Below are 16,187 nucleotides of genomic sequence, written 5' to 3' on the forward strand. Positions count from 1 at the left end.
ATAAATACCGATGCTGCACACTATGTAGTGGTCTGTTTTGTTTGTGGGCACACTATATGGGGTGTGGTTCCAGTGGTCAACGGACAAGATGTGCGGTTTTCGGTCGCTGCCCGGTGCCCATTGGATGTCGCGGGCTGTGAAGTGAAGGGCAGGGTTCAAATTGACGCCCTGTCCAGGACTGGATATGTTGTCTTGCATGAAAAAGACCTCTCTCCAAGACACCACCCTGATCAGCCAGCTCGAACAGATTGCCGAAGGCTTGAGCAAAACCTTCAGCCCGTTCTGCGAAGTGGTGCTGCACGACTTGCGCGACCCGCAGCACGCGATCCTGGCCATCCATAACAACCTCTCCGGGCGTGCCCCCGGTGACCCGGCCACCGAGTTGGGTCTGGCACGTATCGCCGACCCGGACTACCCGCAGGTCATTGCCAATTACCAGAACCAGTTCGCCGATGGGCGCCAGGTCAAAAGCACGTCGATCGGCATCAAGGACGCTCGCGGCCAGTACGTCGCCGCCCTGTGCCTGAATGTCGACCTCACGCTGTTTCGTGGTTTGCAGGGCCTGCTGGAGCAGTTCGGTTCGGTCAGTGGCGACAAGCTCGGCGAGTCTCTCGATCCCTCCGGCGCCGATGCGATCCGTGCACGCATCGACCAGTTCGCCGCCCGCCTGGCAACCACGCCGCGCGCGTTGAAGACCGCAGATCGACGCGTGTTGATGCAGGAGTTGAAAGACTCGGGTTGCCTCGACATTCGCCGTGCCATGGAAACCGTGGCCTCGCACCTGGGTGTGTCGCGCGCGGCGGTCTATACCTACGCCAAGTAGCGCGCCAGCGCTTCGATCTCGACCTGATAACCGTGGTGCAATTGAGGTACCGGCACCACGGCGCGGGCAGGGCGGTGCTCGCCCAATGCGGCGGCGTAGAGCTGGTCGAATTCAGCCCAGTGCTGGACCCCGACCACATACACCGTGACTTTCACCAGGTCCTGTGGCGAGCCGCCCGCTGCCTTCAAGATGGCCAACAGGTTCTCCAGCGCCACCTGGGCCTGTGCGGCGAACGACGCCTCGGGGTGATGGCGCCCATCGGCGCTCACCGGCAGTTGCCCGGAGATATACAGGGTGCCGGCGTGACCGATCGCCTGGGCGTAATGGCCGGCCGGTTTGGCCGCACTCGATGTCTGGATGATCTTCATGGGGCCTCGCGGAGCAGGGCGGCGTATCGCTCGATATCCACGTTGCCGCCGGTGACGATAATGCCCACGCGCTGGCCCTTGAACCGCTTGCCCAGTTGGCGCAACGCCGCCAGGCCCAGGCAGCCGGTGGGCTCCACCACCATCTTCATGCGCTGCATGAAGAACTTCATTTCTGCCACCAGTTGCGCGTCGGTGACGGTAAGAATGTCGTCCACCTTGTCGCGGATGATTGGGAAGGTGCAGTTGCCCAGGTGCTGGGTCTGGGCACCGTCGGCGATGGTCGCGGGGGTGTCGATATGCACGATGCTGCCGCTGCGAAACGAGCGTTGGCCGTCATTCCCGGCCTCGGGCTCGACACCGTAGAGCAGGCAATCGGGTGCCAGGGCGCGGGTACTCAGGGCGGTGCCCGAGAGCATGCCGCCACCGCCCAGGCCCACGAACAACGCATCCAGCGGGCCGGTGAATTCCAGCAACTCCTTGGCCGCGGTGCCTTGCCCCGCGAGTACATCAGGATGGTCATAGGGTGGGATCAGGGTCAGGCCGTGCTCTGCGGCCAGGGTACGGCCGATCTGCTCGCGGTCCTCGCTGAAACGGTCATACAGCACCACGCTGGCGCCATAGCCCCGAGTGGCCGCGACCTTGGCGGCGGGCGCATCGGTGGGCATCACGAGGGTCGCTGGTATGCCGAGCAGGCCCGCCGCCAAGGCAATGCCCTGGGCATGGTTACCCGAAGAAAACGCCACCACCCCGGCCTTGCGCTGCTGCGGGTCAAACTGCGAAAGGGCATTGAACGCGCCGCGAAACTTGAACGAGCCACCCCGTTGCAGGTTCTCGCACTTGATGAAGACCTGGGCGCCGGTCTCGGCGTCGAGGGTGCGTGAGGTGAATACCGGGGTGCGATGGGCGAAGCCTTCCAGGCGTTCAGCGGCGGCGATGACGTCTTGGTAAGTGGACGTGAGCATGAGACGGGCCTTGTTGGAGTGTCTGGATAAAATATCCATAACAAGACAAAGAGTAAAGTTTCGATTGTACGCACCGGCGTGTTCGCGCTCGGGCTTCCCTGATCTTTGGAGGATCGGCATGGCGCACAGGGGGCCAAAACGTGACTTGCCGCGCCAGAACGCTGTAACGCTCTAAACCCAATGTTGAAAAGATCATGGTGTCACGGCAGGATATTAAATAGAATGAATCTCATTTGAGACTCAATCGCGCCGTGCAGGTGGTTGCCATGAATGATGCTGTTGTCCCGACGCACGCCCCCGAACTGACCCTGTCGAGCCTGTACCGTGAGCATCGCGGCTGGCTGGAAAGCTGGCTGCGGCGGCGCCTGGGCAATGCCTGGGATGCAGCGGACCTGAGTCAGGACACCTTTTTGCGGGTGCTCGCCAGTGCCCAGCCGATTGCGCAGATGCAGGAGCCACGGGCTTATCTGGTGACGGTGGGCAAGCGCCTACTGGTCAATTTTCATCAGCGGCGCAGCCTGGAACAGGCTTACCTGAACGCCCTGGCGAACCTGCCCGAAGCCTGTGTGCCGTCGCCCGAGCAGCGCTGGCTGGTGCTGGAAACCTTGCAAGCCCTGGATGAACTGCTCGACGGCTTGCCGGTGCTGGTGCGCCGCGCGTTTCTCTGGAGTCAGCTCGAAGGCTTGGGTTATCGCGAGATCGCCGAGCGGCTGGAGGTGTCGGAGCGCACGGTGAAACGCTACATGGCGCAGGCGTATGAGCATTGCCTGTTGGTGGACCTGTGAACCGTGAGATTGCGCGCGCCGCTGCCCAGTGGCTGGCGCTGCTGGAATCCGGCGCTGCCACCGAGCGCGATCACGTCGCGCTGCAGCACTGGCGTGACAGCCACCCGCAGCATGAACAGACCTGGCAAAAAGCCCAATCCCTGCGCCAGCGCTTCAGTGAGTTGCCCCAGGCATTGGCGATGGCCAGCCTCGACCGCCCGCAACCGGGGCGGCGCGTGTTGCTCAAGCGTGCGCTGGGCGTGGCGGCGCTGCTGCCGACCGCCTGGTTGATCAGCCGCCAGTTGCCTATCGAGGTCTGGCGTGCCGACCTGCACACCGCCACCGGCGAGCGCAAGCGCCTGTCCCTGGCCGACGGCGCCAGCCTGCAGCTCAATACCGCCACCGCGGTGGACGTGGACCTGGCGCAACGGCGTATCACCTTGGTGGAAGGGGAACTGGCCTTGAACGTGCCCGGCGCGGCCGCCCTCACGCTGGACACAGGCTACGGGCAACTGCGGGTCAGCCAGGCCGAGGTGTGTGTGCGGCAACTGGCCGCTGGCTGCCGGGTGTCGGTCCTGAAGGGCGCGGTGCAGGTGCGCGACTTGAGCGGCAGGTTGGCGACGTTGCCGGGTGGCCAGCAGGCGCCGTTGAACGCTGGCGGACTGGGTGCATGGGCGCCGTTTGACGTGCTGCAATTGGGATGGCGCGACGGTGTACTGACCGCCCAGAACCAGGCGCTGGGGGACTTTTTGCGCGAACTGGCACGTTATCGGCCAGGTGTGTTGCGCTGGGATCCGAGCCTGGAGACGTTGCGGGTCACGGGGAGTTTTCGCCTGGATGACACCGACCGCGTCCTCAACCTGCTGGCCTCGACCCTGGGGCTTGAGGTGCAGGCGCGGACACGGTATTGGGTAACGTTGCGCAAGAACGCCTAGATCACATGAGCGCGCTGCAGGTGCGTCAGCGACAACGCCTTGAGCTGCGCCAACAACGGATCACGCCGGTCCCTTGGGTGCGGCAAGTCCACCGCCAGTTCCTGGCGAATGCTGCTCGGCCGGTTGTCCATCACCAATACCCGATCACTCAGGTAGAGCGCCTCATCCACATCATGGGTCACCAGCAACAAAGCAATGGCATGGTGCGCAGCCAGTTGCAGCAACAGGTCTTGCAGCTTCATGCGGGTAAACGCATCCACCGCGCTGAACGGCTCATCCAGCAAGAGCACCTGTGGTCGCGAATACAAGCCGCGTGCGATCGCCACCCGTTGCGCCATGCCCCCGGACAGTGCCTTGGGCAGCGCCTGGGCAAAGCCCGTGAGGCCGACTTCCTCGATCAACTGCGTCACCCAGGCCCGGTCGTAGTGCTGGTCGTCGCTGAAGCCGATGTTCTGTTCCACCGTGAGCCAGGGCATCAGCCGGGGTTCCTGGAACACAAACGCCACTTCACCTTCAGGGCTGCGCAACTCGCCCTGGAAGTCGGTTTCCAGCCCGGCGACGATGCGCAGCAAGGTACTTTTGCCGCAACCGCTGGGGCCGAGCAGGCTCACGGCTTCACGCGGCTGCAGGGCCAGGTGCACATCTCTCAAGACCGTGGTGCTGGCGAAGTTTTTACGCGCCACGCGAATATCCAATAAAGGTTGCATGCCTATCGCTCCGTGCCTTGGCCGTTGAAGGTGTCACGCCAGGCCAGGCAGCGTTTCTCCAGGGTGGCGAGCAAGCCATCGCTGACCTTGCCCAATAGCGCCAATACGATGATCGCTGCGAGCACGATGTCTGGCCGTGAGGTTTCCCGCCCATCGCTGAGCAGGTAACCCAGGCCCTTGGTGGCTGCGATCAACTCGGCTGCCACCAGGAACATCCACGCCAGGCTCAAGCCGCTGCGCAACCCGGTGAACAGACCGGGCAGGGCGGCAGGCAACAGGATGCGACGTACCAGGCGCCGTCGGCTGAACCCATACATTTGCCCGACCTCCACCAGCTTGCGGTCGATATCGCGTATTGCCGCGACGCCATTGAGGTACACCGGGAAAAACGCGCCGATCGCGATCAGCACGATTTTCGAGGTTTCATCGATGCCCAGCCACAGCAACAACAGCGGCACCCAGGCCAGGCTGGGGATCGAGCGCAAGCCGGCGAAGGTCGGTTCCAGATAGGCTTCGGCCTCACGGCTCAACCCGACCCAGGCGGCGAATCCCAGGGCCAGGCTGGCGCCGATGGTAAACCCGAGCAACACCCGGCCGAGGCTGGCGCTGATGTGTTTCCACAGTGCGCCTTCGGCCAGGTCCGTCAGGGTCACGGCAATCTCGCTGGGCGCCGGCATCTGGTAGGACGGCAGCCAACCCACGCGTACCACCGCCTCCAGCACCAGTAGGATCAGCACCGGCAACACCAGGCCCTTGAGCCGCCTTGGCCAGGCACTGCGGTTGATCGCCACGGGCGTGGCCAGGGGGAGTGCTTGGGTTTTGCTGGTCATCACGGGTTCCTCAGTGGCCGAACGAGGTGTCGATCAACTGGTCGATCACCTGGTCCACATTCACGCCTTTGCGCACCAACGCTTCGGACACCAGGATCGGTGCGGCAGCCTTGGACGACAGCACATCCTTGCTGCTCAAGAACGGTGTACTCAGATCCGTACGCGACAGTTGCAGCTTGGCCACTTCCAACGGCAGGCCGGACTCGTCGGCGAGCAGCTTGGCGAACTCATCCGGGTGCTTCACCGCCCAATCCCGGGCCTTTTCATAAGCGCCGAGCACTTTGGTGATGGTCTGTGGATGCTCCTTGGCGAACTTCTCGGTCACGCTGACGACGCCGTAACTGTTGAACGCCTTGTTGCGGTACAGCAGGCGCGAACCGGCCTGGATTTCGCTGGCGGCCATGTGCGGGTCGAGACCGGCCCAGGCGTCCACGTCACCTTTCTCCAGGGCCGTGCGGCCGTCGGGGTGCTGCAGGTGCACCAGCTCCACATCGTCCTTCTTCAACCCGGCTTGTTGCAGGCTGCGCAGCGTGAACAGGTAAGGGTCGGTGCCTTTGGTGGCGGCGATTTTCTTGCCCTTGAGGTCGGTGACGCTCTTGAATGGCGAGTCCTTGCGCACCACCAGGGCGGTCCATTCGGCGCGACTGTAGACGTACACCGATTTGATCGGGCTGCCGTTGGCCCGGCTCAATACCGCCGACAGGCTGGCGGAGGAGGCAAAGTCCACGCCGCCGCTGTTGAGGTATTCCAGGGACCGGTTGCTGCCCTGGCTCAATACCCAGCCCACCTTGGAGTGCGGCAAGGCTTGTTCCAGCCAGCCGAAATGCTTGAGCACCAGGCTGACGGGCGAATAGTAGGCATAGTCCAGGTTGACTTCGACAGGGTCGGCTTCGGCGGCCTGGGCCAGGGGTTGCAGGCACAGGACCAGCGCGCAGGCGCCGAGTAAGCGTTGAGTGAAGGGTTTCATGGAACAGCTCCGGCAAGGCGTTGAGAGAGGGCTTTTCTTATATTCATAAAAATGAAATGGCATGTTCCATCATGCTTTTCAGGAATATGCAGTCTCTGTGCCATCTCGTTTGCACGCGTATTTACGGGGCTTCGAAGGGCCAAGGCTGTTGTGAGAGGGGCAAACTGTTGATCAAGTGTCGGTGGTGCAACAGCTTGTATATTTCCAAATAGAATAAATAAAGAGTTATATATTCCTTTTAATGTCTTTGCGGTTGGCGCATTTTGAGGGCCTGCGCATTCGTGCGGATTGACCCAACAGCCAAAAGGAAAGCCGACATGACCATTAAAGCGATCAACGTGCGCAACCAGTTCAAGGGCGTAATCAAGGAAATTCTGCTCGGGGAGGTGGTCTCTGAAATCGACGTGCAAACCGCGTCCGGGATTGTCACCTCAGTCATCACCACTCGCTCGGTGCGGGACCTGGAATTGAAGGTCGGCAGTGAAGTGATCGCGTTTGTGAAGTCGACCGAAGTGTCCATCGCCAAGCTTTGACCCACTGCACCGGTGACGGTAGCCGGCGGTGCTGGCCACCATCGCCGGTGAAAGGCGTGTGGCTGAACCTCTCAATCGATGCGGTCGAAGATGGCGCGCAGCTCTTCGGGGGGCAGTACCCCCTTGCCGGTGCCTTCGATCAGCTCGAAGGTGCCATCGGCGTTGACAGTAATACCCGCTGAGCTGGCAATCGTCACCGTGACCCCCGGCCGCTCCTTGAGCAACGCGTTGAGGGGCTGCTGCCCATTGAGCGTTTGTCCGATAACCGTGGCCAACCCCTGAGTGGATTGGGTGTTGACCCCGCCGACCAGTATCACGCGCCCCCCTTTGTTCAATGACGCCAACAGGTTGTCCAGCAGTTGCTGGGCGTTGCCATCGCGCAGGCCCAGTTCCAGGTTGCTGCCGGTCAGGTGCATCAGCGTACGGGTCTGGTAGGTGCTGCCATTCCAGTCGCTGAGTACCGCCAGCGCCGAGCAGTCGCTCAGGCTGCGGGTCGACAGGGGGGCGTGGTTATTGCTGAGGGTGGTCGATTCGCCCATGGCCACGTGGACAGGGGCGGCCGGTTGCAATGATGGCGGGCGTACTGCCGGGACCTTCGCGTTCCGGGGGCGCGACAGCTCGTAAGGGCGCTTCGGTTGCTTGACCAGGGTGTCGATCCAGTCCGGGTCGAGGGGGCTCATATTGGCTTGGCCGCCTTGACGAATCTTCAAGCCGGCGGCGTCCCATTTGGCCATGGTGGCCTGCAGTTGCTGCGTGTACTCAGACGCAGGGCAGGCGATGTCCGCCCAAGGGTCGACGACCCAGGCATCGGCCCAGGCTGGTCCGGCGAAGTCGGTTGTCGCGCTGACCGGGCCGGGTGGGCCGCCGATCACGGTGAACGCGTGCGCGTCGCCCGCGCGCCATTCTGCCGCCTTGCCGCCACTCTTGCCGATGATGTCCCTGGACAGCAGCGCCATTTCGCCGCAGTTGCCGGCACCGGTCTTCATGATCAGGTCGGGGCCGTTCGGCGCGCGCAAGTCGGCGGTACGGCGCAGCCAGTTGAGCGTCATGTCAGCCGCATCCGCCCGGGCCAGGTCATTCGCCGAACGCAGCTGGTTGCCAGGGCCGAGCCCGGTAGCCTTGAGCGCTTGCTGGACCTGGGCCTTGGCGTTCTCGGCGTAAAACCGGTTCTGCCGGGCGGCGGGCCAGCGGGCAAAGTCCGCCGGTTTTTCCAGCGCTGAAACCTGCTGTGGCCGCAGTGCAACGTCAGGCGGGGTGATGGCTTTGGCCCGCTGCAGCTGGTAGACCACTTCCCGCTGCTGCTCATCGGTCAACGCTTTGCACAGCTGTTTGAGTTCATCCACATCGGCTTTTGCATAGCCCGCCGCTTCGAGCTGCGGGTACACGCCCTTGAGCTTGGGCAGTGCGATGAAATCGGCATCCAGGGCCTGGGTGCTGTGGTTCAAGCCCAGGAACTGTCGGTAGCCTTGCACCAGGTCCAATTCGGTGGGGCTGCACTTTTTGAACGTGATATCGCCGGTCTGTTTTTTGTCCAGCGGGGCATAGTAGAACTCGGCGGTGTCCGCTTCCACGACCAGGTAGGGCTGGGTACCGCTGGTGACGACCACGGCCCTCAGTTGACGCTGGTCGTCAACGGCTTCGCTGATCTTGTTCAGCTTGACCACCCGCGTCTGTTCCGCGAGTGGCCCCAAGGTGTTGCCTGGATAGAACCCAAAGCCCGGGTCGGCCACGAGCTTGCCGCGGACCTGGCGTTTATAGGTGATGCGCTTGGCGTCGTTGACCGGCACCAGTTGTGAGCCGATGTCGGTTTCAAGCATTTTATGCAGGCGTTTTTCGTGGATCACCCAGCGGTCCTTGCTGAACAAACTGGGCTTGGAGGGGAACAGCCGCACATGCTCCAGGGCCTGCAGCTGTGCCTTGGGCTCGGGCAGGTCGTTAAGGATTTTGGCGAAGCATTCGTCGTTGGCGCCGCGCCGGACACGCCGCCCCGCCGCGGGGGCCGGGCAAATCGCCTCGAAATCGTCCAGGGGCTGGGCAGGCTCCTGCGCTTGGAGGTCGGTCAGCTCCCCAGGCCGGGAGTCTCGATAGCGATAGATCCTGTCACCGTCGATCAGGTCGTAGCCGTTGGTTCGGGGCAGGGTGTAGGCATTCGGCGTCAGGGCGTGGTCAATCACCTGGGCGCGCTGGCCGTCTGAAAACACTTCGTTGCGCAGCGGGAGGACGGCGGGGCGTTCGCGCGGCAGTTCAAACGGGTCGCTGGCCACCGGGTCCGTGCCGCCCGCGACAGCGAACAACGTATTGAGCACACCGTCCAGCGCCGCGGATGCGCCCTGCCTGCGTTCCGCCTGGGTATCGCCGGAATAGGCTTTCTCTGCGCCCAACGCCGTTTCTGCAAGACCGGTGGCGGCGGCGATGCCCACGACCACCGGCTCGCCAATCACCGCCAGCTTGGTCACCAGGCCCGCCGCTGCGGTCACATCGTTCAGCCAGGTATCACGGGTCACCTCGCTGTTGGATTTGATCGCGATGTCCGTATCGCTGGTCATGCGTTTGCGGGCCGCGTCCGTCATGGCGCTGAATACATCGCCCTGAATGCGCACATTGGCTTGATCGATCACGGTGCCTTCGAGATTGTCCCAGTACCCGCTGCCCAGGTACTTCAAGGCGCGGTCCACGCCTTTGTTCGATTGATCGTCGCCGGTGAAAAACGTCTTCAAGCCTGTCCAGAAACCGTTGTCGTTGTCCTGCCGATCTCTGAGCGAAAAATGTGATGCCAGCGCCTTGAGCTTATCGGGGTCCTTGCCTTGCTCGGCGACCCATTGGTCCATTTTTTCCAGGGAATCGAAGCGAAGAAAGGCCGGTTGATGGCCTGGAATGTAGAGGATCTGCACGCCGTCGCGACGGTCGCGCACCGATCGATACGCCTCGTCGTGGCCGGTAAAGCGCAGGATATCGCTGGATTGAAAGCCGTTGATATCAAACACGTGGGTCGACACCTTGACCGGAGCCGTCGCCTTCAGCTGTTCGACGGTCAGGGGCCGATGCTCCTTCAGTGGCAGGTTGGACGCGGCTCCCATCACCCACTGATAGTCGTCATGGGTAAACCGCTGCTCAGGCGGCATTTTCTCACGTTCGGCCGGCGAAGCCTTTTCGTACGCCATGCGTTGCTGGCGCGCCTGGGCGACAAAATTGCCCTTCAAGGCCATGCGGTAGTCGTCGCCATGGTCTTTCCAGAAGCGCGCCTGCCGGGTCGCCGTGAGTTCCTGAAAGTCGGTTTTCCAACTCTCATGCATCAGCCTTGACGGGGTGAGCGGGAACTGATTATGCACGCCATAACCGCGTTTTTTGCTCTCGCCGGTACCCACCGTATAGAGCCCGGCATCCTGGTCGAGCACGCCCGGCGTCCAATCCTGCTCGCCGAAGTTGCTCAGCAGCGCGTCCGGCAGGCGCTGGGAGCGTAACGGCTCTGTGCCCAGGTGTTCCCAGCCGGTGACGGTGGGCGCCGAATCCGCGTTGTAGAAGCGATTGAGGAACACGGTGTCGGCATCGACCTTGCGCCCAGTCAAGGTGAAGATGATCTCTTCGGCCCACTTCTTCGCCTCGTTGCGCACGTTGGGGAGCGCGTTCTGCATGGACTGCAAGCGCTGCGCGTAGCGGGATTTTTCGCGCAGGTCCACAGGGTTTGGCGGCCCGGCTGCTTTCAGGTCGCGTAGCAGGCGCTTCAACTGACCGGATGTTTTGGGTGGGCGCCTGCCCGACGCCTGGAGCACCTGTGCCAGGCTGGCGCGAGCGGCCATGCCGTTGTGGTGCTCCTGGCTGTAGGAGGAGCCTGGATGCACGCTGATCTGGCTGCTGTTCAGGCCTCGCGCCAAGGCCAGGAGGGTTTCTGGCGGCGCGGGCAGGCCAGCCAGCAGTCGGGTCAGGCCGGCGATCAGGTGATGTCGGTCATGGCTGTCACCGACCACGCGCTGTTGTGCGGCCAGGGCGGCCGCGCCGCGCAGGGGGTCAGTGTCGGTGATGGGCGCAAACGTCTGTTTGCGGGCCGTGGTGTTCAGCGCATTCGAGTCAGCTTGGCTGATGCCATAGAAGCGCAGCACATCCTGGGCGCTGGCCACGTCGTACGGCTTGGACGGGTAGTCGAGCAGTCGTCCGCTGGAGGGCGGCCAGAAACCCAGGGCTTGTACCGCCTGGATCAGCGGCCCGGCCACTGCCGCAAAGCCGGAGTGGTCGTCCAGGCTGAAGGTCTTGGCTTGGCCATCGACGGTGACTTCCAGGGTATTGGGCCCGGGGTGGAACTGTACGTTTGACGTTGAAATGTTATTGGCCTTCATCCACTGCTTGAAATCTGGCGTGCGCAGGGCATCGTCCAATTGCTTCAACCAGAGCCCCAGGGTGGAATGGGGCGGGACGTTGAACAGTGAGTCCGGGCCCGAAAGCGGATGGTCGAACGGCGTGGGGCCGAGGCTTTGCACCAGTTGGCTGTCGCCCTGGTGCCTGAGCGTTTCGCGGCTCGACGGCGGCGAAATGGTGTAGGCCGGTTGATTGCGGGGAGCCTCCCCTGTGTAGGAGTTAAGGACGAGCACAGGGGGCAGGGCGGTGTTCTGGATTGATTGCGTCATGGGATGGCTGGCTCCGCGAACGTTTCTACAACTGGACTGGCCCCGCCAAGGCGTGGACCTGATCTGTGTGGGAAACGTCGGTGTTGCGGTTCCAGCCGATTTCAGCGGTTTTGTAAGCTGCGCTCCAGGCGTTGAATACCCTCTTCGAGCATCGCTCGGGGGCAGCCGAAGTTCAGGCGCACGAACTGCTGGCTGTCATCGCCGAATTCGATACCGGCGCTCAGACCGACCTTGGCCTGTTCGAGGAAGAACTGCTGCGGGTCGTCCAGCCCCAGGGCGCTGCAATCCAGCCAGGCCAGGAAGGTGCCTTGCGGTGCATGCATCACCACGCCGGGCAAGCGGGTTCGCACCGCCTCAAGCAAGTAGTCGCGGTTGCCTTGCAGGTAGTGCACCAGCGCCGCCAGCCAGTCGCTGCATTGGCTGTAGGCCGCGCGGGTGGCTTCCAGGCCCAGGGGGCTGACACTATCGACCATGCCGCAACGCGCGTGGTTGAAGCGTTCGCGAATCTCGGCGTTCTGCACCACGGCAAAGCAGGTCTTCAGGCCGGCCACGTTGTAGGCCTTGCTCGCCGACATCAGGGTGATCGTGCGCTGCGCGATCTCCGGGCTGAGGCTGGCGGTGGGGATATGGCGACGCCCATCGAAACACAGCTCGGCGTGGATCTCGTCGCTGATGATCAGTGCGCCCTGTTCCAGGCACGCGGTGGCCACGGCCAGCAGTTCTGCGCGGGGGAAAACCTTGCCCACGGGGTTGTGCGGGTTGCTCAGCAGCAGCGCGCCAGCGCCGCTCAGCGCCTGGCGCAAGGCGGGCAGGGGCGTGAGGTATTCGCCGTCGATGCAGTCGAACGGCACTTCGATACGGGGCAGGTTCCAGTGCCCGGGGGCCAGGCGAATCGGCCGATAGTTGGGGGTTTGCAGCACCACCGGTTGGCCGGGTTGCACGAAGGCGTGCAGGGCCATGTTGAACCCCGGTTCGACGCCGGGCAGGAACAGCAGCTCTTCGGGTTGCACGCGCCACGCGTACTTGGCCCACAGGTCGTCGACAATCGCCTCGCGCACATCCGGGCCGGCCACGCTGTAGCCGAGGATCTGCTGGTCGAGACGCTCGCGCAGGGCTTGCAACACCGCCGGCGGCGCGGCGATGTCCATGTCGGCGATCCACATTGGCAAGACATCTGGCGGGTAACGGTTCCACTTGGTGCTGCCGGTGCCGAGGCGGGGGTGGATCGTGTCGAAATCAAAACTCATGGGGGGCTCGTGTCGGAAAAGGCGGGGGCAAGAATGGCGCTGATTCTAGCGCCATTCATTTGCCGATGCGCAACTTGCCGCAGGTGTTCAGTCGGTCAGTCCCCAGCGTTTCAGAAAACCTTGCAGGGTGATTCATCCGAGAAAGTTGGGGTATCAGCGATTCACCAGTTTCGCCGGCAAGGCGATGACCAGGAAGCTGCTGAGGATCAGGCAACCGGCGAAGAACCACAACGCACCCGCGCTGCTGCCGGTGACGTCGATCGCCACGCCCATCAAGGAGTTGCTCACCAGGCCCGCGATGTTCGCCACCGAGCAGGCCAGGGCGAAGCCGGTGGCCGCCGCGGTGCCTTTGAGAAAGGTCGCCGGCAGGCTGAAGAACACCGGCACCGCGCCGATGATCGCCGCCGAGGCAATCGCGAACAGCACCACGGTGGCAGCCACGTTATGGGTGAAGAAGGTGCTGGTGGCCATCGCGGCTGCGCCAATGAAAAACGGCACGATGATGTGCCAGCGGCGTTCGCGGTGCTTGTCCGAGCTGGCGCCAATCAGCAGCATGCCCAGCAGCGCGGCGACACTCGGCAGCGCGGTGAGGATGCCGATATGGAAGGTGTCGGTGACCCCGGCGTTGCGGATAAACGTTGGCATCCAGAACCCCATGGCGTAGGCGCTGAGCAGGATCGAAAAGTCGATCCCGCCGAGCATCCACACCTTGAGGTTGAAGAACCCGTCACGGAAGCTGTGCTTGCTGCCGGCACCGTCGGCGTCATCCTTGCGCAGCTCGCGTTCGAGCAGGGTCTTTTCCTCGATCGACAGCCATTTGGCTTGTTGGTAGCTGTTGGGCAACGCCCAGAACGTCAGGACGCCGAGCAGCACGCTGGGCACTGCTTCGATCAGGAACAGCCACTGCCAGCCACGCAGGCCCGCCATATGGTCGAAGTGCCCCATGATCCAGCCGGACAGCGGGCCGCCGATCACGCTGGACAGCGGCAGGCCGATCATGAACAACGCAATGATGCGTCCGCGCCGGTGCGTGGGAAACCAGGTGGTCAGGTAGTACAGCACCCCAGGCAAAAAGCCGGCTTCGGCGGCACCGAGCAAAAAGCGCAGGATGTAGAACTGGGTGGTCGAGGTGACCAGCATGGTGCAGGCCGAGAGCAGGCCCCAGGTGATCATGATGCGCGCGATCCAGATCTTTGCGCCGACCCGCTCCAGCACCAGGTTACTCGGTACTTCAAAGATGATGTAGCCCACGAAGAACAGGCCGGCCCCGAGGCCGAACGCGGTTTCGCTGAACTGCAACTGGTCGAGCATCTGCAGTTTGGCGAAGCCGATGTTGATCCGGTCGAGGTACGCGGCCAGATAGCAGAAGCACAGGAACGGGATCAGCTTCCAGGTGATCTTGTGGTAGAGCGTGTTGACGGGATCGGCGACCGTGGTCGCGGGTGCTGCATTCGCAATGGGCATTGGGGTGTCTCCTGGCGGTGACTTATGGTTTTTATGCTGCCGCTTTGTTCCAGCACTTCGGCGTGCTGTACAAGCGACGTCCAAAGGCAGTGTCAGAAGACTGAGGGGGTCGGGTTGGCCTTTACCGGTGGCAAGGGAGCCTGCTCCCGTCGAGCAGCCCCAGAGTGCTGGGAGCGCTGCGCACTCCAACGCGAGCAAGCTCGCTCGCCACCGGTAAGGTGCCTGGCTTCAGGCCTCAGTTTTTTCAAGACCGCGCTCTACGGCGCAGTTCTTAGTAACGTCTTATTGCTCCCTGAATTTGCTCATCGCCTCCTGCTTGCTCACCACGTCGCCGTACTTGCTGTCGATATCGAACAAGTTGGCTTCATGGGGCGCCGGGTGTCGATCGCCGACGCACTCGCGCACGACGATGGTGCGAAACCCGTGTTGCACCGCGTCCACCGCCGTTGCACGAATGCAGCCACTGGTGGAGCAGCCGGCCAGTACCACTGTGTCGATGCCCTGGGCGTGCAGCATCGGGGCCAGGCTGCTGCCGAAAAACGCGCTGGCGTATTGTTTGGTGATCACCACTTCATCGGCCTGGGGCACGACCTCGGCGCAGAACGCAGCGAGGGGGTTGCCTTCGACCATGTCCTTCATCACTGGGGCCTTTTTTACCCAGATACCGCCGTCGACGAAATGGCCGGGATGGTAGCGGATATTGGTGTGCACCACCGCAATCCCGTGCTTGCGCGCGGTGGCCAGCAGCTCGACGCTCTCAGCCACGGCAGTCACCACGCCCGGCGCGAACAACGGTGCGCCTTCGGTGGTGTAGCCCTGCATGAAGTCGATCATCAGCAAGGCGGCTTTTTTACCGAAGCCGATGCGGTTGCCCCAGACGCCCTGGTAGTTGGCGTTGGCGGATTGTTCGCTCATCGTTTCAATCCCTCATATTTGGACAGTGCACTTACCCTGTGGTGATGGAGTTTGTTGGGGTCAGCTCGCCTGGTGTGGTGAGCCAGCCTGTAGTGGCAAGTGGACCTGTTGTGGCGAGCGGGCTTGCCCCGCGTTGGGCTGCGTAGCAGCCCCAATAAAGTCGCCGAGTTCTTTCTGAAAAAACCGTGGCGCCTGGGGTTAGGGCCGCTTCGCGCCCCAACGCGGGGCAAGCCCGCTCGCCACAACAAGCCCGCTAGCCACGACAGGTCAGCTCGCCACTTCTCCATCTGCGCTTCAGTACGCGCCGGAGAGCAAGGCGCCGGCGCCGGGAACGATGGGTTCCAGGTCCAGGGCCTTGAGCATGGCGTAGGTGGTGGCAATGGCGGCGGTGAGCACTGGCTTGCCGGTTTGTGCTTCGACCTTGGCCACCACCGGCAGCGACTGCATCTGCACGCAGGCCGACAGCACGATCACATCGACGCCTTGCAGGTTCATTCCGGCGACAATGGCCGGCAGGTTGGCCGGATCGTGACGGGCCACGTCGAGGTTGTCGGGGATCTCCAGGGCGCGCCAGTCCACCACCTCGAAGCCTTCTTCGCGGATGTAGTTCACCACCAGTTCGGTCAGCGGCTTCATATAGGGCGCGACAATCGCGATGCGCTTGGCGCCCATGACTTTCAAGCCTTCGATCAGCGCCCCGGCACTGGTGATCACGGGGGCGTTGGCGTCGTTATCGGCGGTGGCCTTGCGCAGGCGCTGTTCGGAGTTGCGGTGATAGCCCAGGCCCATGGCCATGATCGCCACCAGGCACGCATAGCCCAGCACGTCGACCTTGGCGTCGGACAGTTCGACGGCGCAACGATCGGATTCGCCGTCCATCGCCGCCAGTTCTTCCTTGCGCACTTGCTTCATGCGCATGCGGCTGGAGTGAAAGGTAAAGCGCTCGGGGCGGATCGCCTGGCGCGCGGTGAGCATCGCCGGGATCTCGGTTTCCATGGTGGTGTTGGAGCTCGGCACAATCTGGCCAATGCGGTAAAGCTTCTGCATGGTGGT

Annotated in this window: 14 protein-coding genes; 4 read left to right on the top strand and 10 right to left on the bottom strand. The window is 62.9% G+C overall.

Annotation, left to right across the window (positions count from 1 at the left end; translation table 11 throughout):
- The first annotated feature begins 196 nt into the window (after nucleotides 1-196).
- On the top strand, nucleotides 197-823 hold the full coding sequence (locus tag AB7933_RS15785; RefSeq protein WP_024075194.1) for a helix-turn-helix transcriptional regulator: 627 nt from the start codon (nucleotides 197-199) through the stop codon (nucleotides 821-823).
- Here AB7933_RS15785 and AB7933_RS15790 read toward each other — a convergent pair.
- Nucleotides 811-1,191, bottom strand: a complete 381-nt coding sequence (locus AB7933_RS15790; protein ID WP_024075195.1) for a RidA family protein — start codon at nucleotides 1,189-1,191, stop codon at nucleotides 811-813. The two genes, AB7933_RS15785 and AB7933_RS15790, sit on opposite strands and share 13 nt — an antisense overlap.
- The gene (locus AB7933_RS15795) at nucleotides 1,188-2,153 is read right to left on the bottom strand and encodes a threo-3-hydroxy-L-aspartate ammonia-lyase (protein ID WP_024075196.1); all 966 of its coding nucleotides are present in this window, start codon (nucleotides 2,151-2,153) and stop codon (nucleotides 1,188-1,190) included. Before AB7933_RS15795 ends, AB7933_RS15790 begins: the two co-directional genes overlap by 4 nt.
- A gap of 266 nt (nucleotides 2,154-2,419) precedes the next feature.
- Between AB7933_RS15795 and AB7933_RS15800 the strand changes: the two genes are divergently transcribed.
- Together AB7933_RS15800 and AB7933_RS15805 are read left to right on the top strand one after the other, a co-directional pair.
- Nucleotides 2,420-2,938 carry a sigma-70 family RNA polymerase sigma factor gene (locus tag AB7933_RS15800; RefSeq protein WP_024075197.1) on the top strand — a complete coding sequence of 173 codons (519 nt, stop codon included), beginning with the start codon at nucleotides 2,420-2,422 and terminating at the stop codon, nucleotides 2,936-2,938.
- Nucleotides 2,935-3,852: a FecR domain-containing protein gene (locus AB7933_RS15805; protein ID WP_024075198.1), complete on the top strand. Its 918-nt coding sequence runs from the start codon at nucleotides 2,935-2,937 to the stop codon at nucleotides 3,850-3,852. Before AB7933_RS15800 ends, AB7933_RS15805 begins: the two co-directional genes overlap by 4 nt.
- Here the strand turns inward: AB7933_RS15805 and AB7933_RS15810 are convergent.
- Genes AB7933_RS15810 through AB7933_RS15820 form a run of 3 tightly spaced genes read right to left on the bottom strand, consistent with a single transcriptional unit; the run spans nucleotide 3,849 to nucleotide 6,356 of the window.
- Entirely contained in the window at nucleotides 3,849-4,559 is a 711-nt protein-coding gene (locus AB7933_RS15810) for an ABC transporter ATP-binding protein (RefSeq protein ID WP_024075199.1), read from the bottom strand. The two genes, AB7933_RS15805 and AB7933_RS15810, sit on opposite strands and share 4 nt — an antisense overlap.
- A 2-nt stretch (nucleotides 4,560-4,561) precedes the next feature.
- Nucleotides 4,562-5,389, bottom strand: coding sequence for an ABC transporter permease (locus AB7933_RS15815; protein ID WP_024075200.1), 828 nt, complete (start codon nucleotides 5,387-5,389; stop codon nucleotides 4,562-4,564).
- A 10-nt stretch (nucleotides 5,390-5,399) separates the two neighbouring features.
- A complete protein-coding gene (locus AB7933_RS15820; protein ID WP_041160920.1) occupies nucleotides 5,400-6,356 on the bottom strand; it encodes an aliphatic sulfonate ABC transporter substrate-binding protein in 957 nt (318 codons plus the stop codon).
- 317 nt (nucleotides 6,357-6,673) lie between these two features.
- On the opposite strand from AB7933_RS15820, the gene AB7933_RS15825 reads away from it, so the two are divergent.
- Entirely contained in the window at nucleotides 6,674-6,889 is a 216-nt protein-coding gene (locus AB7933_RS15825; RefSeq protein WP_003173733.1) for a TOBE domain-containing protein, read from the top strand.
- 71 nt (nucleotides 6,890-6,960) lie between these two features.
- Here AB7933_RS15825 and AB7933_RS15830 read toward each other — a convergent pair whose 3' ends face one another.
- The 5 genes from AB7933_RS15830 to AB7933_RS15850 form a co-directional block, all read right to left on the bottom strand.
- Nucleotides 6,961-11,508, bottom strand: coding sequence for a dermonecrotic toxin domain-containing protein (locus AB7933_RS15830; protein ID WP_024075202.1), 4,548 nt, complete (start codon nucleotides 11,506-11,508; stop codon nucleotides 6,961-6,963).
- Nucleotides 11,509-11,609: 101 nt separating this feature from the next.
- Nucleotides 11,610-12,755, bottom strand: coding sequence for a MalY/PatB family protein (locus AB7933_RS15835; RefSeq protein WP_024075203.1), 1,146 nt, complete (start codon nucleotides 12,753-12,755; stop codon nucleotides 11,610-11,612).
- A 153-nt stretch (nucleotides 12,756-12,908) separates the two neighbouring features.
- Nucleotides 12,909-14,219, bottom strand: coding sequence for an MFS transporter (locus AB7933_RS15840; RefSeq protein WP_024075204.1), 1,311 nt, complete (start codon nucleotides 14,217-14,219; stop codon nucleotides 12,909-12,911).
- A 282-nt stretch (nucleotides 14,220-14,501) separates the two neighbouring features.
- Complete coding sequence (locus tag AB7933_RS15845; protein WP_024075205.1) at nucleotides 14,502-15,134, bottom strand: N-carbamoylsarcosine amidohydrolase; 633 nt, start codon at nucleotides 15,132-15,134, stop codon at nucleotides 14,502-14,504.
- Nucleotides 15,135-15,428: 294 nt separating this feature from the next.
- Nucleotides 15,429-16,181 (bottom strand): maleate cis-trans isomerase family protein, encoded by a 753-nt coding sequence (locus AB7933_RS15850; RefSeq protein ID WP_024075206.1) that lies wholly within the window; start codon nucleotides 16,179-16,181, stop codon nucleotides 15,429-15,431.
- Nucleotides 16,182-16,187: the final 6 nt, after the last annotated feature.

The organism is Pseudomonas gorinensis, assembly GCF_042015035.1.
GTDB classification, from domain to species: domain Bacteria; phylum Pseudomonadota; class Gammaproteobacteria; order Pseudomonadales; family Pseudomonadaceae; genus Aquipseudomonas; species Aquipseudomonas gorinensis.